The following is an 18,110-nucleotide window of genomic DNA, read 5'->3' as shown; positions in this document are numbered from 1 at the left end:
TCTCGCGGTACCACCCTTTTAGAAAAAGCCAGGCTTACGCTTTTTCCTCTCGAGCATCGTAACGTGATGAACGTCCTAACCTACTGTGAGTTCAGAAAGGAAACTTAAGGGCTGATCTACATGATTCCGGCCATCCCGGACTTTCACCATCTCCGGGTCGCTATGAAGGCATGATGGAAACATGACTGTCCCTTTCAATCGTCTTTTCATCTGAATTTATGAACGTATTATATTCGACAAGCTAAGAAAATGTCAAGGTAATCAGAGAATTTATTCCTTTTCCTCAAACACAGCGTCGACTTCATACTCAAGCAAATGATCCCAATCATCATTTTTCAGAAGATCAAGCTGCGCTTCAATCAGCATTTGGAAACGTGTTCTGAACACTTTAGACTGTTTTTTCAGCTCTTCGATTTCCATTGCGATTTTTCTTGATTTCGATAAAGATTCGTTGATGATGCGATCAGCGTTTTTCTCCGCTTCCCGAACAATCAGCTTTGCTTCCTTTTGAGAATTGCGCTTTACGTCCTCAGCTGCTTCTTGGGCAACCAGAATGGATTTATTCAGCGTTTCTTCAATGTTGGCAAAGTGTCCGATTCTTTCATCGAGCTCATTGACTTTCGCTTCAAGCTCTGTTTTTTTACGGAGAACAATTTCGTAATCTTTTCTGACTTGACTCAGAAATTCATTTACCTCGTCTTCATCATATCCGCGAAAACTTTTTGTAAACGTCTTGTTGTGAATATCATTCGGCGTTAATGGCATGATGCCACCTCCATTTTTTACATTTCAGTACGGTTATCTAGTTCACATTATAAAACAAATTTCGCACAGATGGAGAAAAAAACTGAAAAACCGACTATTTTTGTCGTTCAAACGTGACTCTCCACTTGTCTTTTTTGGTTTTCCCTTCGATTTTTGTCAGGCTGCAGCGGCCAAAGCCCCTGATAGAGAGCATATCCCCTTCAGCAACCTGGTAAGAAGGGTCTTCAACAACCTTCCAGTTCACTTTTACGAGACCGTTTTTCACCAGCGTTTGTGATTTCTGGCGTGATTGCCTGCTCATAGAGGCGCAGACCGCGTCAAGCCTTAAAGAAGAAACGGTGTCATCTCTTATTTCGACATCTCGTGCAGGAATTTCAAGGTCTGACAAGTCAATTTTCTCAAGCTTGACTGCAGCTTTTCCGGCTTGGGTAAGCTGAGCCGCAACAAAATCGGCTGTATCAGCTGAGACAATGATTTGCACCGCCGTCTCTGAAAACACTAAATCGCCAAACTTTTGCCGCTTCAGACCGATTCCCATTAACGAACCAAGGAGAGACCGGTGATCAACCGTCACAAATTTTTCAGCATAGCGAACGTCAAACGCCTGAAGCTCAAAATCCGATTCTTCCGGCGTAATGTACTCAGGATATAAAATGGCCCGTTTTCGCTCCGCTCTGTCATAGCCGCCGGAAAAAGCCAGTCCTACATCTGCCTGTCCCGTGACCGCAGCGAGAATGACCTGCTCCCGGGGATCTAAAAAGTCGGTCAGCTTCATCCGGTACTGCTCCTGGACAATTCTTTTCCATTCGAGCGCCTGATCGATAAAGGCACGCTCTTCTTTTCTGAAGTGCTGATAAATATCGCTCATCGTCTTTCCCTTCTATGTAAAGAGGCTTGGCTGCTGCCAAGCCCCCTATCAAACTGTCACCTTAAAACGCAATCATGCGATAAAGCCCCCACAAGCCGGTTGTTGCAAACCGCAGCACCAGAATGGCCACGATTGGCGAGATATCCAGCATTGCAATTGGAGGGATGATTTTTCTGAATGGCTCGAGGTATGGTTCACAGATCGACGCTAAAAACCGTCCGACTGCTGTTTCCCTCGTACTCGGCACCCATGACATAAAAATATATATGATCAGGGCAAATGAGTATATTGTAATTAATAAGCTTAAAACCGAAAAAACTTGATAAAGGATCATCTCGCTTTACCACCTCTGATCGTCTTCAGATATGAGCTCAGAAATTGTGCCTGAAACATCTACGTTGTCAGGCGTGCATAGGAAAATATCTGAACCGATTCTTTGGATATCGCCGCCAATGGCATAAACGGTGCCGCTTAAAAAGTCAACAATCCGTTTCGCCTGGTCATGCTGTATCCGCTGAAGATTGACGACAACTGCCCGCCTGTTCTTCAGATGGTCGGCTATTTCCTGCGCCTCCGCATAAACGCGCGGCTCACTCAACACCACTTTAGAGGATTTCTGAACACTTTGCAAGCTTACTACATTCTGTTTGGCTGCTGGTTTACCAGCATTATAAGCAGGTTTTTCTTTTTGTTCCTGTTCTTCATGAGAATCCCGCTCAGTTTCAATATATTCGTATTCGTATTCTTCTTCATCCATTGAGAAAAAGTTTTTCAGTTTATTTTTCATACTCATTGCTGTACACCCCCTGTTTCATTTCCGACTAACGATGAGCCGATTCTAATATAAGTAGCCCCTTCTTCAATCGCGATTTCAAAATCATTTGACATGCCCATCGACAGTTCTGTACATGGAGCGTTCGGCTGTTTCAGCTCTTGAACCTGATCACGAAGTTCTCTAAGCGTTCGGAAACAGCTTCTAATCTCATCTTGGTCATCAGTCAGTGGAGCCATTGTCATCAGTCCGGCCACAACAATGTTGCCAAAGCCGGAAAGCTCCTGTATGAATGGTATCACTTCTTCTTTATTCATGCCGTGTTTAGAGGGCTCAAGCGAGGTATTGACCTGCAGAAAGCATTGGACAGCACCTTCAGCCCGTTTTTCAATTTCTTTCGCTAATGAAAGCCGGTCCAGGGAATGAATATAGGAAACAGAATTGACGACAGCTTTTACTTTTCTTGATTGAAGGCTGCCGATAAAATGCCATTCCGGATTTCCTTTAATGATTTCCTGTTTGCGAAGCAGTTCGGCGTCCCGGTTCTCTCCGAGGCACGTGATGCCCGCATCGACCGCCTCCTGTGCTCTTTCAGGCGACACATATTTTGTGACTGCAATAACCGTAACTTCATCGGATCTGCGGCCCGATCTGTTACATGCTTCGTTTATTCGTTCGTTTATATGTCGTAAATGATCAACAACACGCAAGATCTTTTATGCCTCCTTCATTCCGATAAAGGACATCATCCGTCCTGTTTTCCCCTGATCTCGCCGATGGGAAAAGAAAAGTGACGGCTCACTTTCCGTACATAAACCGCTGACAGAAATCTGCTCATTTGCCAAACCGCTGTCAATCAGTATGAGTCGGTTCAGCTCTTTCAGGTCAAGCTGATACTGCCCCTGCCCCGTCTGATTCACGGCGCGATCTGCTGAAAACGGCAATGCGCGGACAGCATTCATCACACGGTCATCTACCGTATAGCACGCACCGCAGATAGACGGTCCGACAACAGCGTATATATCAGAAAGCTTCGAGCCCTCCTGTTCAGTCCATTGCTTCACCATTTCTCTGCCAATCTGTTTGACCGTGCCTTTCCATCCGGCATGAGCGATCCCGACAAGCGATTTCACCGGATCGAAAAAGAATAGGGGCACACAATCAGCAAAGCATAATGCCAAAAATACATTTTTATCATTTGTATAGAGCCCGTCTGTTGCTTTAAAAGCTGAGTGATACTCACGGGCGCCTTTTCCCCTATCCCTCTGCGTCACTTTTTGGACGCGATTGTCGTGTGTCTGGTCAGCAAATACCCAAGACTGCAAATCAATATTAAACATATCGGCTATATATTCACGATTTTTAACCACATCTGCATCTTTGTCATGAACGTGCAATCCTGTATTTAACGACTCAAAAGGTTTTTGACTGACACCGCCGTTTTTCGTAGTAAATCCGGCAATGACTTCTGCATCGTTTTGATTCGTTTGTTTCCAGTCTTGTATCATGAGTGTCGAGGGGGTGGTGAGACTGAATGGGTGATATGTATTCATGATGATCCAACCTTTCGACAAACATTTATAAGGCGTAATTTCCCACTTATTTTACCACATCTTTCTGCATTCGTTTAGCGCCGATTTACATATTTCATAAATGAAATGTGCCGGAAGAGTTCAGACTTCCGGCATTTGACAATCAGCGGCAAAAAAGCAGGTTAAGCGTGGGATTCACTTAATCGGACTAAAATGACATCTTCTCCGATTTTAACTATATTTCGCCAAGGAATGACCATTTCCTCTTCCTTTCCAAAAAAACCGAGAACTTTTCCATTTCCCCCTAGTATAATCGCCTGAATTTTTCCTGTGGTGACATTGATATCAATATCACCGATGCTCCCTAATTTTTTTCCGTTAGAGACATTGACGACATCCTTTACTTGAAATTCTGAAATGCTGATCATCCCATCACGTCCTTTTTCGGTCCTTTTTTCTAGTATATGAACGGGCGGGCTGAACCTTGTCAGCAAGGAGAAATTTTCATGATCATTGTTCTTTTTTGCGGCTGCACCATCTTATGATGAACGTGAGCATGATTTTCGTATAATTTACGAGCTGCTCAATCGATACCTCTTCATTAACGGCATGAGCATTATATAAATCGCCCGGTCCGTATATTACGCTTGGAATACCGGCATTATAAAGCCATCCACCATCGGTTACGGTTTGAGATACGTCAATGACCGGGCGTTCCCGTTTGATCTCCTCGTGTGACGCCGTAAGGGCTAAAACGCCGGGATGAGCCGGATCAACTTCCAAGGCCGGAAAAATTTCTCCTCTTTCTTCAATCATTGAAGAGCCTCCCCATTTGAAGACAGGACGGTTTTCCCTCAGCCAAATATCACTGTCACTCAGCCTGTTGATGTAATCTTCTATTTCAGCAGCCACTTCTTCATGCGTTTCATTGGGATAAAAATGGACGGTAATCCATAATCGGCACTCATCCGCTATAAAGGCCGCATGTCTGCCTCCTTCTATAACAGCGGGATTAATTGTGTTTGTACCGGGGGTAAAGCCAGGATAGCTTTTCATAATGGCCCAATGTCGCTCCAGCTCACCGAGTCCAGAAATGATTTTTGCCATTTTTTCGATTGCGCTCGCCCCGAAGGTTCCTCCGCCAGCGTGGATCATATTCCGTCTTGTTCCATCGTGAAACGTTTGACTGCTTTTCATTTCGATCCAGCCTGTAATCACTCCGCCTTGACCTTGAATATGCATATCGCTCGTATCCGCCACAACTGCAAAGTCTGCGTGATAGCCCTTTTTGCAGCATTCAAGCGTGCCGGCCTCTCCGACTTCCTCCCCGATGACCGATTGCAGAATCAAATCGCCCGGGAGCTCAACGCCCGCTTCACGAATCAGCTTTAAAGCAAACAGCACACAGGCCATTCCGCCTTTCATATCTGAAGCGCCCCGGCCGATTAAGAAACCGTTTTTCTCACTGGGACAAAATGGGTCATGCGCCCATTCCTCGCCCTCTTTTACCTCTGCCACATCGACATGCCCATTGATGATTAAACTTTGATAGGCGGCTGAATTTGTTCCTTTTAAAACACCCACAACATTGGGATCTCCTGGATAAACGTCCCATTTGTCGATAGAAAATCCCCGTTCAAGCAAAAACTGTGCAATCCATGTTTGGATGCTGTCTGTATTTCTCGCAGGCGGCGCCGGTGTTTTAAAAGAAATCAGCGTTTTCGCAAGCTCAATGAGCTCGTCCTTTTGTTCTTCCGCATTTTTCAGTAAAGATTCTACTTGATCAATCATGTTATCCGCTCCTATTTTTAATAGAAAAAAGCCGTTTCATATTCATGAAACGGCTTAATAAAGAAAGCAGAGTGCAAGCTGCTGCATTCTCCGCTTTTTTTCACCGCTTCCCTCCGCTGGTATGATCCAGATCAGGTCAATAAGGGTTGAGACCAGCGTCTCTCTCAGCTTCGAAAGCACCCCCAGGATGAATCGTATGTTGTTATGCATTTGTTACCGGCTCAGCTCTTGTTAAAAACGGGCGATCCTGATTCCATAATACACGGATCGGCGTATCAAAAAAAGAAGAAAGTGATTCGTCTGTCAGCATGTCTTTCATGTGTCCTGACCTAAAGACTTCTCCCTTTTTTAACAAGAGGGCTTTATCAAAAATCGGCAAAATTTCTTCCGCATGATGCGTAACATAAAGAATAGACGGCGCATTTTCCCTGCTTGCAATGTGCGTAATCGTATCTAACAGTTTTTCCCGGGCAATAAAATCAAGTCCTGTAACTGGTTCGTCCAGTATAAGCAGCTCCGGATCAGCCATTAGCGCTCTTGCGATTAAAGCTCTTTGTTTCTCTCCTTGAGAAAGAGTTTCGTAGCGGCGGTCGGCATAATCAATGGCTCCTAAGTCCTCGAGCAGGGCAATCGCTTTTTCTCTGATTTCCGCACTTGGTGTTTCATACAAGCCAATAGAAGCATATGCCCCGCTCAGAGCAATTTCAAAAGCTGAATCTGCCGGATACAATTTTTGCTGAAGCCCCGCTGAGACAAGGCCAATTTTTCGTCTGAGTTTATCTCCCAGCTCCGTTTTTCCGAATACATGACCAAGCACCTGCATCTCGCCTGCTGTCGGAAAATAGTAAGAGCATAACATATTTAACAGCGCGGTCTTCCCAGCTCCGTTTAATCCGTAAAGCACCCAATTCTCCTTTTCTTCTACTTTCCAATGAATATTCTTTAGTATCCATTTTCCATTCCGTTTTAGTGAGACATTGTCAAGCTGCAAAATCATTGTGGTCCTCCTCTTTCCAAGCCAAATAATTATTTTAATTTTCACAAAACTGTGTACGGACTAGGATACCTTACTTTTTCGAAAACGTAAACCGCTCGTTTCCAAATAGAAAAGCCTTTAAAACAGAAATTGTTTTAAAGGCTTTCGGCGTGCATGCTATTGATGAATATTCTTATTCATTTGTTTGATTGCTGCCTTTTCCAGTCTGGACACCTGTGCCTGGGAAATGCCGATTTCTTCAGCTACTTCCATTTGCGTTTTTCCTTGGAAGAACCGTTTTCTTAAAATCATTTTTTCCCTCTCGTTCAGTCTTCTCATGCCCTCTTTCAAAGCCAGCTCTTCAATCCATTGTGTATCTTTGTTGCGTTCATCACTGATTTGATCCATGACATAAATCGGATCTCCGCCGTCATTGTAGATCGGTTCAAAAAGAGATACCGGATCTTGAATGGCGTCGAGTGCGAACACGATTTCTTCGTGCGGTACTTCAAGAACTTTGGCGATATCCTCTGCCGTCGGCTCCTTGCTTGTCTCACTGATTAACCGCTCTCTTACCTGAAGTGCCTTATATGCGATATCCCTGAGTGATCTCGAGACACGTATCGGGTTATTATCGCGCAAATACCTGCGGATTTCTCCGATAATCATAGGTACAGCGTATGTTGAAAACTTAACATTGTGGCTTAGATCAAAATTATCAATGGATTTCATTAGTCCGATACAGCCGACTTGAAATAAGTCATCAACATACTCCCCTCTGTTATTAAATCTTTGAATGACACTTAAGACAAGACGCAAGTTCCCGTTAACAAGCTTTTCTCTGGCTGAATCATCACCTTCGTCCTGCAATTGCCTAAACAGCTTTCTCATCTCTTCATTCTTGAGTACGGGTAATTTGGAGGTATCCACCCCGCAGATTTCGACTTTATTTCTCGACACTTTTTTCCCTCCCTACAGGAGCTGCTGTACAACGTTAAGTATCTCCTCGGGTGGGAAAAATATGCACTGCACTCAAACCGAAAAATAGTCATAATTGGGAAATCCTTGTAGAATCAAGGGATTAAGCCGCAAAAATTTTTTACACCATTTTGTTGAATTCTTTTCGCAATCTTTTAATGATTCTTTTTTCCAGACGGGAAATATAGGATTGGGAAATCCCCATCATATCCGCAACATCCTTTTGGGTCTTTTCCTCTTCGCCGACGAGCCCAAAACGCAGTTCCATGATTTGTTTCTCCCTCTCATTTAACTGTTCGAGCGCTTTTTTTAGAAGCTTTTTATCCACATTTGCTTCAATGTCCTTTGTGATGATGTCGTCATCCGTGCCCAGCACATCAGAAAGCAGAAGCTCATTGCCGTCCCAATCAATATTAAGCGGTTCATCAAAAGAAACTTCTGAACGGATTTTGTTGTTTCTCCTTAAATACATCAGGATTTCATTCTCGATACAGCGAGAGGCATATGTAGCCAGCTTGATTTTCTTTTCCGGATTGAAGGTATTCACAGCTTTGATTAATCCAATGGTGCCGATGCTGATTAAATCTTCAATATTAATTCCCGTGTTTTCAAATTTCCGTGCGATATAGACGACAAGCCGCAGGTTGCGTTCGATCAAAATAGCGCGGGCCGCCTGGTCGCCGCTTGGGAGCTTCATTAATAGAACCTGCTCCTCGTCTTTTGATAATGGCGGCGGCAAAGCTTCACTCCCGCCTATGTAATACACTTCATCGCTTTTTAAGCCCACTTTCATCAGCAGCTTATACCAGAGGTGCGTCAACCGCAATTTAAGTTTTTTCATCTTCCTCTCCCTTCTAAATGTCACGTCTTATGAGTATGATAAGTAACGGACATTTGCGAACATTAGGATACGTGCTTAATGGCCTTTCCGGACAGCATTTTCGGATGAATAATCGCGTCAAAATCTCCATCTGCCGACAGCTTTGACGTGCTGATGCCGATTAAGCATTTATCCGCGGAAATCATTTCATCTTTTGTCATAATCGTTACATGATCCGGTTTGATACATAATAAAAATTGATGCTGCTGGCCTACTCCCCGATATGGGATCAGCCTCATTTTATCTAAAAAACGAAACGAATCATCAAGCTGTTCAATCGCTTCCATCGGGTCTGCATTTCGGATAATCATCGTTTCAGCCTCTCCGAAAATTGGTTCAAGCTTATCAATGTGAAGAATCATGACCGGCGTTTTTGTGAGCGGATCATACAGCTGGTTGCCGGAATCCACCAGGCCTCTTGCGTGCAGTGTTTGGCCGCCCAGGTCCGCCTGTACCCTGACTCGTTCCTCATATTGAATGTTTTTTGTTTCAATATCTTCGATTCTTCTCTTGGAAAAAAACCATACTGCGGGAAAGCCAGCCACGATAAACATCCAGCTGATCGGGTCGCCAAATCCGGTTTGATTGGTGATCATGACACCGTTTCTGACAATAGAGTTTGACTGCAGCAATGAATGTGCTCCGATTATTCCCCCTCCCATTAGAAAAGTAGCAAAATAAAAGGAAAACAAATTTTGAAAGAAATAGCGAAACCGCTTAAAACCGAATGTCACGAGCACAATGACAACCGAAAAAGCGAGCTTTCCGGCCGGGTTCTCAACGATCGGCGAGAAAGGAGTAAACATCAAAAGGACAATACTTGACCCGATAAACGCGCCGCCTATCAATCTTCTTTTTTTCACATGGCGTTTCAAAATAAAAGCCGTCAGTAAAAGCAACAGTGCGTCAAAACAAAAGTTTAACAGCCAAATGACATCTAAATAGATTTTCACACCTGACCCCTTTCTTTCTTGCATCACGCTGTTCCCCTTCTTGTTTCATAAGTATAAAGCAAGCTCTGTGGGAAAGTCTGTCAATTAATGTTGAGAGGCCCATACAATTTTTCAGGGATAACTGCTTAATTTGTCGAGGGAATAAATGAGAGTATATAGAAAAAAAGCTGCCAAGAGCGGCAGCTTTCTTACACTTACTTTTCAGTATTGATATAAAGTTTTCCATTCGCTGTTTTTCTGGTTTCATTGCCGTAACCGTCTCGAACGATAACCTCTACCTTAGCTCCGTTTGCTTTAATAGAAGATGTTGCTGTCCAGTAGCCTTCATATCGTCCCGGAGAAATTTCTCTTAACGGCAGCTCGGTAGCGTTTTGTACATTCGCTCTTGCATTTGTGAGCGGCAGGCGAATGACAAACGTTGCATCTGCACCTTTCGCGCTTGAAAAAGCGATTTTGACCGATTCACCGGCTTTTAAGGTTTTGTCCTCACCAGGAATCAGTCCGGTAATGACTGGCTGGTCAAAATTCACATTGACGACAGCTTTTTTCGTCGTTTTGTTGCCTGCTAAGTCAGTGGCTGTCACCTTTACTTCGTTGCTTCCGTTTTCCAAAAGGATACGGGCAGAGTAGGAACCGTCTGTGACCGTTGCTTTTTTGCCATTAACCTTTACTTCTTTCAAGTTGTCATCTGAAACAGTGCCTTTAACAGTCAGCGCTTCTTTATTGATTTTCTCGCCATCCTTTGGATTGTCGAGCGTCAGTTCAGGCTTGTCTTGATCAAGTGTGACCGTGACAGGACTTGAAGCATCAGTCGTTCCGGAGTCTATTGATGCAGCCGCTGTCAGCTTGTTTTCCCCTTTGCTGAGTGAAACTCCTGCCTCGAACGTGCCATCTTCGGCAGTTTTCGTTTCCCCTGCTTCTTTATCACCATTATAAAGGGTTACAGTCGTCCCCGGAGATGCCTTTCCTTTTACCGTGACGTTCTCCATATTGGTGTATGCTTTATCTTCAGGAGAAGTAATGACAGGTACGGCAGCTTCATAATCGACTAACGCGCGAATCATATAGTTGCCGTCTTCTTTATCTCCTTTTTGCCATGTTCCGTTAACATACTGCCAGTTGCGATCTGAGTACTGCCCGGTTTCATCCATTGCCAAGCCTGGTGAATATGGATCAGGTTTTGACTGGATATATACAAGATAAAAGTCTTTATCGACCATAATCCCCTTCGAGCTGAGATCGACTTTCGTCCATTCGCCATTACGAAGAGCTTCCGCGTTATATGGTCCCGCAATTTTTTTGCCGGGTGCTCCATCTTTCCCTGTAGCATCGTAAACCTCGACCTTAAACTCTGTGCCGCCAGGATCAGGGAACTCCGTATCCCAGAATCTGAATAGCCCTCCTGTCAGCATGCCTTTTTCCTTGCCGTCAGCAAGTGACATTTTAACCGCCCAGCCGTTTCCGGCCGCGAAATAGGAATTTGCATTCTCCGCTGTTCCGTCATCGTATCCGATCTCGCCCGGATAACCGACGAAAGGCTTCAGCACAGTTTCTTTCGTGATATCACCTTTTAAATCAACGGAAAATTCATCACTGTAATAGCCCGGTGCAGCCACTTTAATGGTGTAAGAGCCCTCGTAGGCCTCAAGTGTATATTCTCCTTTGTCGTTTGTAGTTGCCGGTTCAACCGCGGCATCCTCGATAACATAGACGGAAGCGCCTTTTACCGGCTCTCCTGTTGTTTTATTGATGACAGTGCCTTTTAATGTGCCTTTCTTTATTTCTTCTAACGTAAAATTAGCTTGGGTTGTCTGATCTGCCTGCAAAGACACTTTTTGCGTTTTTGATTGATAGCCGTAAGCTTCTGCCATAAGCGTGTAGTCTCCTGCTTTATGCGTCAGCTTGTACTGTCCGGTTGATTGGTCTGAATAGGTTGATTTTCCTGTTTCAACCACACTGACCTGTGCTCTGAGCGGCAATGCTTGCGGCTGCATATCAGCACTATGTTTTGTTTTGGCAGCTGTATTTGTTGATGGCTTAGCCTTTTTTGGATTAACCGCTTTTTTCTTTTGCTTTTCTGCCGGTTTTTGTACGCCCAGCTTATTCTTTTTGGCTGTTTTCCCGGAAGATTTGTCTGAAAGCTGAACATCATCAACGTACCAGCCCTCTTTTGCAATGCTTTCATCAGACTGAAGGTTAAACATCACTCGAATGTTTTGGCCTCTGTATACGGATAAATTAATTTCTTCGCTGGTCCAGTTTGAAGTCTTTCCGTTATAGACCCCTGCCTGCTCCCAATTCGTTTCGCCTTCCGGTAAAACAAAAACGTAGCCATAATCAAAATCATTTTCCAGGTTGTGCCAGCTTTTAAATTGAAGAAACAGGCCGCCTGAATCAGGCACGTCAATTGGAGGCATAGTGAGATTCATATTCGCTCCATTGGCATAATTTCCAGTCAGGTTTGTCCCATATACTTTTTCTCCTGATGCAGCTGCATTAGGGCCTGATTCCGGAACTCCCCACTCCCAGTTATTATTTGTTCCGCTCGTAAGCCAGCCGCCTGGTTCTGTTTCAAAATCCTGTTTGTATCCAACAGTGATGCTAGGTTTCACGGTTACATCATATATGTCAGACTCTACAACATGGCCGCCAAAATCCTGAATGATCCACTTATAGCTTAATGCGGTCCCCTTTATACTTGGGATTTCCGCCTGGTACGTTCCTTTCAGATGATCTCCGCTGATTCGTTTAGCTTTGACCTCGTTCCATTCGCCATGATCCAGCTTATAGGACAATTTCACGGATGTCACACTCACATTGTCTTCAGCTGTCAAGGTAAGCGGAAGGCTGGCACCTTCATAAGCTTCATTTACTTTCTTATGCTGATAGCCAGGCAGCTCCTCATCTTCCCCATCGACAGAAACTTGCCCTTCTGCTTTTCCTAAACCGTCTGTAACCGCTGAAACGGCATCAAAAGCATTCACCAAACCATGACCGTATCCGTTATTCGGAGAGTCAGGGAATGTAGAATCCGTTAATGGCTCAGCCGTGCTTGTCAATATATCCTCCATCTCATCGACAGAAAGTGAGGCGTCTGCCTGCTTCAATAGCGCAGCAACAGCAGAAACATGCGGTCCTGCCATCGACGTGCCATCCCAACCGTCTTCATATGTCTGGCCGGGAACTGAAGACCGGATGTTTACGCCTGGAGCAGAAATTTCCGGCTTTGTTTCATCGTATGGCGACGGTCCCTGGAGTGAAAAATCGCCAAGCTTTTTGTTAATATCAGTCGCTCCGGTCGCAAACGCTTCCGGATAATTGGCAGGATTCGCAATAGAACAAGGTCCGCCCGGGTTAAAGAGGTCAGCATTTCCCGCAGAGAATTCCGGGAAAATGTCGGCCGCCCGCCACGCATTGACCATATCTCTGTACCATTCATCAAGGCCGGAGCCCCCGCCCCAAGAATTATTGACGACATCCGGAGCCATTTCCGGATGAGGGTTGCCCTCTGCGTCCTTTGGAGCTAAAATCCATTCACCAGCCTCCAAAATGTCAGCGTCTGTCCCGCCATCTTCAGAAAACGCCTTAACAGCAATCCATTTTGCACCAGGTGCGACACCAATTTGATTCGTGCCATCAGGCTCAGAACCAACCATTGTACCTGTTACATGAGTACCGTGATCAAGATCATCATATGGACTTGACTCGTTCGCTACAGCATCAAACCAGTTCATGTCATGATCAGGCTCATTGGGGCTTTCCGGATGAAACCCGCGATATTTTTCTTTTAATGCAGGATGTTCCCATTCAACCCCGGTATCAATGGAGGCGACAACCGTACCCGTTCCGTCATAGCCAAGCTCCCAAGCCTTCGGTGCGTCTATTTGGTCTATATTCCATTCTACACCGTCAGTTGCTTTTATCGCTTTTTGTGCTTTTTTCATATTGAATGGGGAAGCGGATGACTTAAAAAGCTGCCGTTTTTCATTCGGAAGCACCTTTTCTACTTCAGGGAACTGCGCCACTTTCTCCATGACTTCTTTTGAAGCATGTACAGCAATTCCATTTACCACATAATAGGAGTGAATATCATCGGCGTTCCCTTTATTTTTCTGGCTGTTTAAATATTTCAAGACGTCTTTCTGAGCTTCATCAGCTGTCACTTTTAACGAAGACACGACGGCCGAACGCTTTTGATATTCCGTTTTAGCAGCGGTCAGCTTTTTAGATTTCGCTTTTTTGACAGCTGATTTTGCTGCTTTTTGGGTATCAGCTTGATCTTTAAATTTGATCAGAAAGGTAGTTTTTTCGTCTTTTTTAAAGCTTTTCTTTAATGAGCTGGAAATCTTGTTTTGAATCGATTCAGAAGATTGAAGCTCCTGTTTTACAGAAGAAGCAGCACCTTTGCTGCTTGCCCCGGCTGCACTCGGAAACAGCAGTGAACTGACGACAACTGTACTCAAAACAGAACTGATCAGCCTGTTTTTCGTTTGTTTCCTCATTTTTTATCCCCCTTTTTTAAACCACTTTGTAAAAAAATGTCGTCCCTCCTTTAACATTCAATTTGTTTGTCAAAACTTCGCTGTACGTTAACTGTAGACAATCTCAATTACAGATATTGTCGTTTTCTGTCATCGTATTTCCATATAAATGAAAATGATTATATCGTCATGAAATATCAGTAGGTATAATAGGTTGATTTGTTGTTATGTGTAGGAAGACATAGTGCAAAAGACATGAGAGATGAATGGAAATGATAGAGGAAAAAATAAAAAAGGACAAAATCGAAAACGATTTTGTCCTTTCAATTAGCCGCGTTTATTGCGGTTTCTTAAGAATGTAGGAATATCAAGCGTATCGTCAGCCGGCTGTGAGGTTTGACGGCTGACTGTGTTTTGATGCTGCGGTTCCTCTCGTTTCGGCTCACGTTTTGGAGCACTCTGATTATGTGATTTGATGTTCTGGTTTAATGATGGACGCTGGGGTTTCGTAACATCTTTCTCCTGTTCGATAAAACCAGTGGCAATCACAGTAACTACAATCTCGTCTTTAAGATTTTCGTTAATAACAGAACCGAAAATCATGTTTACATCCTGATCAGATGCAGAAGCGACAATGTCTGCTGCTTCCTGAACTTCATAAAGGCTTAGATTTGTTCCGCCAGTAATGTTCATTAAGACGCCTTGCGCGCCGTCAATTGCTGCTTCAAGAAGCGGACTGGAAATGGCTTTTTTCGCAGCTTCTGCAGCACGGTTTTCTCCAGTCGCAATACCAATACCCATTAAAGCAGATCCTTTGTTTGACATGATCGTTTTCACATCAGCAAAGTCTAGGTTAATGAGACCAGGAGTAGCGATCAGGTCAGAAATACCTTGAACCCCCTGACGGAGTACGTTATCAGCTTCACGGAATGCTTCAAGCATCGGCGTGTTTTTATCAACAATTTCAAGAATACGGTCGTTCGGGATCACAATCAGCGTGTCCACCGCTTCTTTCATTGCAGAAATTCCGCCCGCCGCCTGCAGCTGTCTTTTGCGACCTTCGAACGTAAACGGTCTTGTAACAACTCCGACTGTTAATGCTCCTAAATCTTTTGCGATTTGCGCAATAACCGGTGCGGCACCTGTTCCTGTTCCGCCTCCCATACCAGCTGTTACGAATACCATGTCAGCGCCTTTTAGCGCTTCTTCAATCTGCTCCTTGCTTTCCTCTGCGGCTTTTTTCCCGACTTCCGGATTCGCACCTGCTCCCAATCCTCTAGTCAGCTTTGCGCCGATTTGCATTTTCACTTCCGCTTTTGACAGGTTAAGAGCTTGAGCGTCCGTATTTACCGCGATGTACTCTACTCCTTGCACTTCATTCTCAATCATTCGGTTGACCGCGTTGTTACCGCCGCCTCCTACTCCGATTACTTTAATTGATGCTAAGCCGTCTATGTTTGTTTCGAACTCCAACATGCTAAATCCTCCTAATCTGCCGAATGACTATCTATCTATTCCCAAAACATGCTTAATAGTTTTTTCATTTTGCTCTGTTTGTTATGTTCGGCTTGTGTTTTTTGTTTTCCTTTTGGCCGTTGCTGCATCTCATTTTGGTGATGATGCTGCTCTTGTTCCTCTGCTGATGAGACGGCGATTTCCTGTATCGCTTCTTCAGGCATCTTGAAGCCAATTTTTCTGCCTTGAATTCTTGCATTCCGGCAGGCGAATTGAATCATGCCAACTGCCGTCATATACTGAGGATCTCTTACACCGATATAATTCGGGCTCGCCACTCTGACATTGTTTTGCAGCACATCCTGCGCTAGTGACATGATACCAGGCATTGCTGCTTGTCCCCCTGTCAGCACGAAGCCTCCCGGCAGATCGCTAATTCCCATATTGCGAAGTTCTTCCGAAGCAATCTCAAGAATTTCTTCGACTCTTGCTTCTATGATATTCGCTGCTTCCTGCTGTGTAAATGTTTGTTTCTGATTGGTGCCTATAACGGTTACCTCAAATACTTCATCTTCTGAAGCCTCGTTATAGTAGGCATGTCCAAATTGTTTTTTCACACGTTCCGCTTCTTCTGTGGACGTTCTCAATCCGATGGAGATATCTTTGGTGATATTTTCGCCTCCGAGAGGAATGACACGGGTAGAAGTCAGGTGTCCGTTCTGGAACACGGCAATGGTGGTTGACCCTCCGCCTATATCAATGAGAGCCACACCGAGATTTTTCTCATCCTTTGACAAAGCAGCAGAACCGGCTGCCAGCGGCTGTAGACAAATATCAGTTATTTCAACACCGGCTCTTTCAACGCAGCGAAGCAAGTTATGTAATATTGTTTTTGAACCGGTGATCAGTGTGCCCTCTACTTCTAAACGCACACCTAGCATTTTTTTCGGGTCGGTAATTTCATCTCTTCCATCTACGATAAATTGTTTAGGAATGACGTCGACTATCAGCTGTTCATGCGGTATTGAAACAACCTGAGCCGCTTCCATGACGCGGCGGACATCTTCTACTTGAATTTCTTTATTTTCACTGGAAACTGCTACAACACCGTTTGTATCTTGAATATTGATATAATTTCCATTAACGCCGACAATAGCTTTTCTAAGCGGAAAACCTACCATTCTTTCAGCTTGGTCAAACGCTTTTCTTATAGAATGAACGGTCTCATCTATATCAACGATTGAGCCTTTTTTCAACCCTTCAGACGGTACATTTCCCACACCGATAATATTTAGGGAATCATCTGTCATTTCTCCGACGATCACTTTTGTATTGGACGTACCGATGTCAAGACTGACGTAAAGTTCATTGTTGTTCATTCTATGGCACCTCCTCACATTTCGATCATTTCTATTCTATTATTTGCGGAACAACAATACAATGAATGTGGCTTTACAAGTGTGTAACAAAAAATAACAACGGAATATTCCTTATGTGCTTTTCACATTTTATGTTTATTGAAAATATTCGTTATATCCTATGTATATCCTCTTTTATATCACATTTTTTTTATTTTTTTTAGAAAGAGTCCACTTTGTTAGTAGATTTCTTCTTATAACGGCTATATTCTGAAATAACCTGACTCCAAATGCGAATATACCTGCTAAATACAAGTCTACACCAAGATGGACTCCCAGAAAAGCTAAACTTATTGCCAATATAATATTAAAAAAGAAACCGGAAACAAATACCATTTCATCATATGTACCTTGTAAATGCGCCCTGATTCCGCCGATTAGAGTATCAAGTGCAGCAAGCACCGCAAGTGATAAATAATTTGAGTATTCACTCGGTATCGTTAAGTTTGTCATCAATCCGATCGTTATTCCGAGCACGAGTCCAAGCACGGGCAGCCACATGACAATTCTCCTCCCTTTTAGTCTTTCAGCGGTTTTAGCTGTTGTACGTCCACTGCTCTGTCATAAGCTTTTAAAGTCAGGCTGCTGTCAGATTTACCTGCTTTTAACGCTACATTTTCAGAAGCAAAGATATCCTCTAAATCGGACCCCTTTACCCTGCTGTACAGCTTGTCCGGATCTTCAGCAAGCACTTTTACTGTTAAAGGATAATCATCAAGGCTGTATCCGTCTATTTTTGTTGTGCCGTTTATGTCCCGTATCACTGAAGAATTCACAACTCTTCGCTCATTTATTGAGATATGCTCAGCACCATAGGAGTTGAGTTCATTGATCAGCTTCTTTAGTAAATCCGGCGGTGGATTTTTGATCGCCTCTCCAGTTACGCTTTCAGAAAAAAGCGGAGAAAGGGTGATGACAATTCCGCTACCTGTTATATCGGTCATGCCGGCTGTTTTTTTTAAGGTTTGTAATGTATTATTGAGCGCTGTTTCTTTTGTCAATTCTTTGTTTTGTGTATAGGTATTCAGCAATTTATCATACTTTTTAATTTCAGCCAGCAGCTCTTCCTGCTTCTTCTGCTCTGATGTAAGCTCTTCTCTTATATCCCACATATCTCTTGTATCTCGGACTTGTGGATGCTTTAAAGAATTAAATTGAACAGATATCATAAGGCCGAATATAACCATAAGCACGCTGATGCTAATGAAGGAACGCTTTATTTTCAATCACTTCACCCGCTT

17 protein-coding genes, 1 riboswitch and 1 other annotated feature (1 of these 19 cut by a window edge) are annotated in these 18,110 nt (G+C 43.8%); all 17 genes read right to left on the bottom strand.

Annotated features, from left to right (window positions below):
• Positions 1-208 (bottom strand) — a binding site (T-box leader) (it extends 20 nt beyond the left edge of the window).
• A gap of 62 nt (positions 209-270) precedes the next feature.
• The 17 genes from divIVA to CJU60_RS10840 all read right to left on the bottom strand — a co-directional run bounded on the left by divIVA (position 271) and on the right by CJU60_RS10840 (position 18,095).
• Positions 271-765 (bottom strand): septum site-determining protein DivIVA, encoded by a 495-nt coding sequence (gene divIVA, locus CJU60_RS10920; protein ID WP_010334179.1) that lies wholly within the window; start codon positions 763-765, stop codon positions 271-273.
• 94 nt (positions 766-859) lie between these two features.
• Positions 860-1,633: a YlmH family RNA-binding protein gene (locus tag CJU60_RS10915; protein ID WP_095713801.1), complete on the bottom strand. Its 774-nt coding sequence runs from the start codon at positions 1,631-1,633 to the stop codon at positions 860-862.
• Positions 1,634-1,694: 61 nt separating this feature from the next.
• Positions 1,695-1,967 carry a YggT family protein gene (locus tag CJU60_RS10910; RefSeq protein ID WP_003221463.1) on the bottom strand — a complete coding sequence of 91 codons (273 nt, stop codon included), beginning with the start codon at positions 1,965-1,967 and terminating at the stop codon, positions 1,695-1,697.
• A gap of 6 nt (positions 1,968-1,973) precedes the next feature.
• Complete coding sequence (sepF, locus tag CJU60_RS10905) at positions 1,974-2,426, bottom strand: cell division protein SepF (protein ID WP_024121333.1); 453 nt, start codon at positions 2,424-2,426, stop codon at positions 1,974-1,976.
• Entirely contained in the window at positions 2,423-3,115 is a 693-nt protein-coding gene (locus CJU60_RS10900) for a YggS family pyridoxal phosphate-dependent enzyme (RefSeq protein WP_095713800.1), read from the bottom strand. Before CJU60_RS10900 ends, sepF begins: the two co-directional genes overlap by 4 nt.
• Before the next feature lie 6 nt (positions 3,116-3,121).
• A complete protein-coding gene (gene pgeF / locus CJU60_RS10895) occupies positions 3,122-3,958 on the bottom strand; it encodes a peptidoglycan editing factor PgeF (protein WP_095713799.1) in 837 nt (278 codons plus the stop codon).
• 161 nt (positions 3,959-4,119) lie between these two features.
• The gene (locus tag CJU60_RS10890) at positions 4,120-4,365 is read right to left on the bottom strand and encodes a YlmC/YmxH family sporulation protein (RefSeq protein WP_010334173.1); all 246 of its coding nucleotides are present in this window, start codon (positions 4,363-4,365) and stop codon (positions 4,120-4,122) included.
• An 82-nt stretch (positions 4,366-4,447) separates the two neighbouring features.
• Positions 4,448-5,728, bottom strand: a complete 1,281-nt coding sequence (locus CJU60_RS10885; protein ID WP_095713798.1) for an acetylornithine deacetylase — start codon at positions 5,726-5,728, stop codon at positions 4,448-4,450.
• A gap of 91 nt (positions 5,729-5,819) precedes the next feature.
• Positions 5,820-5,922: riboswitch (TPP riboswitch) on the bottom strand.
• Positions 5,923-5,930: 8 nt separating this feature from the next.
• Positions 5,931-6,725, bottom strand: a complete 795-nt coding sequence (locus CJU60_RS10880) for an ABC transporter ATP-binding protein (protein WP_095713797.1) — start codon at positions 6,723-6,725, stop codon at positions 5,931-5,933.
• 156 nt (positions 6,726-6,881) lie between these two features.
• Positions 6,882-7,664 (bottom strand): RNA polymerase sporulation sigma factor SigG, encoded by a 783-nt coding sequence (gene sigG, locus CJU60_RS10875; RefSeq protein WP_010334169.1) that lies wholly within the window; start codon positions 7,662-7,664, stop codon positions 6,882-6,884.
• A 139-nt stretch (positions 7,665-7,803) separates the two neighbouring features.
• Positions 7,804-8,523, bottom strand: a complete 720-nt coding sequence (sigE, locus tag CJU60_RS10870; RefSeq protein ID WP_095713796.1) for an RNA polymerase sporulation sigma factor SigE — start codon at positions 8,521-8,523, stop codon at positions 7,804-7,806.
• 62 nt (positions 8,524-8,585) lie between these two features.
• A complete protein-coding gene (gene spoIIGA, locus CJU60_RS10865; protein ID WP_095713827.1) occupies positions 8,586-9,515 on the bottom strand; it encodes a sigma-E processing peptidase SpoIIGA in 930 nt (309 codons plus the stop codon).
• 194 nt (positions 9,516-9,709) lie between these two features.
• Positions 9,710-14,017, bottom strand: a complete 4,308-nt coding sequence (locus tag CJU60_RS10860; RefSeq protein WP_095713795.1) for a S8 family peptidase — start codon at positions 14,015-14,017, stop codon at positions 9,710-9,712.
• A gap of 306 nt (positions 14,018-14,323) precedes the next feature.
• Complete coding sequence (gene ftsZ, locus CJU60_RS10855; RefSeq protein ID WP_024121324.1) at positions 14,324-15,472, bottom strand: cell division protein FtsZ; 1,149 nt, start codon at positions 15,470-15,472, stop codon at positions 14,324-14,326.
• Positions 15,473-15,507: 35 nt separating this feature from the next.
• On the bottom strand, positions 15,508-16,830 hold the full coding sequence (gene ftsA, locus CJU60_RS10850) for a cell division protein FtsA (RefSeq protein WP_024121323.1): 1,323 nt from the start codon (positions 16,828-16,830) through the stop codon (positions 15,508-15,510).
• 174 nt (positions 16,831-17,004) lie between these two features.
• Positions 17,005-17,370 (bottom strand): small basic family protein, encoded by a 366-nt coding sequence (locus CJU60_RS10845; RefSeq protein ID WP_010334164.1) that lies wholly within the window; start codon positions 17,368-17,370, stop codon positions 17,005-17,007.
• Between the two features lie 17 nt (positions 17,371-17,387).
• A complete protein-coding gene (locus tag CJU60_RS10840; RefSeq protein WP_095713794.1) occupies positions 17,388-18,095 on the bottom strand; it encodes a DUF881 domain-containing protein in 708 nt (235 codons plus the stop codon).
• Positions 18,096-18,110 lie beyond the last annotated feature (15 nt).

Source organism: Bacillus sp. 7705b (assembly GCF_002289525.1).
Taxonomy (GTDB): domain Bacteria; phylum Bacillota; class Bacilli; order Bacillales; family Bacillaceae; genus Bacillus; species Bacillus halotolerans.
Note: the sequence above shows the minus strand (reverse complement) of the source record. Positions and strands in the feature narration are given on the sequence as shown.

Bases quoted from the DNA above. Each gene is read 5' to 3' on its own strand.
- sepF (WP_024121333.1), bottom strand. From the start codon at position 2,426: ATGAGTATGAAAAATAAACTGAAAAACTTTTTCTCAATGGATGAAGAA.
- CJU60_RS10910 (WP_003221463.1), bottom strand. From the start codon at position 1,967: ATGATCCTTTATCAAGTTTTTTCGGTTTTAAGCTTATTAATTACAATA.
- CJU60_RS10915 (WP_095713801.1), bottom strand. From the start codon at position 1,633: ATGAGCGATATTTATCAGCACTTCAGAAAAGAAGAGCGTGCCTTTATC.
- sigE (WP_095713796.1), bottom strand. From the start codon at position 8,523: ATGAAAAAACTTAAATTGCGGTTGACGCACCTCTGGTATAAGCTGCTG.
- CJU60_RS10845 (WP_010334164.1), bottom strand. From the start codon at position 17,370: ATGTGGCTGCCCGTGCTTGGACTCGTGCTCGGAATAACGATCGGATTG.
- CJU60_RS10885 (WP_095713798.1), bottom strand. From the start codon at position 5,728: ATGATTGATCAAGTAGAATCTTTACTGAAAAATGCGGAAGAACAAAAG.
- CJU60_RS10890 (WP_010334173.1), bottom strand. From the start codon at position 4,365: ATGATCAGCATTTCAGAATTTCAAGTAAAGGATGTCGTCAATGTCTCT.
- pgeF (WP_095713799.1), bottom strand. From the start codon at position 3,958: ATGAATACATATCACCCATTCAGTCTCACCACCCCCTCGACACTCATG.
- ftsA (WP_024121323.1), bottom strand. From the start codon at position 16,830: ATGAACAACAATGAACTTTACGTCAGTCTTGACATCGGTACGTCCAAT.
- CJU60_RS10860 (WP_095713795.1), bottom strand. From the start codon at position 14,017: ATGAGGAAACAAACGAAAAACAGGCTGATCAGTTCTGTTTTGAGTACA.
- ftsZ (WP_024121324.1), bottom strand. From the start codon at position 15,472: ATGTTGGAGTTCGAAACAAACATAGACGGCTTAGCATCAATTAAAGTA.
- divIVA (WP_010334179.1), bottom strand. From the start codon at position 765: ATGCCATTAACGCCGAATGATATTCACAACAAGACGTTTACAAAAAGT.
- CJU60_RS10880 (WP_095713797.1), bottom strand. From the start codon at position 6,725: ATGATTTTGCAGCTTGACAATGTCTCACTAAAACGGAATGGAAAATGG.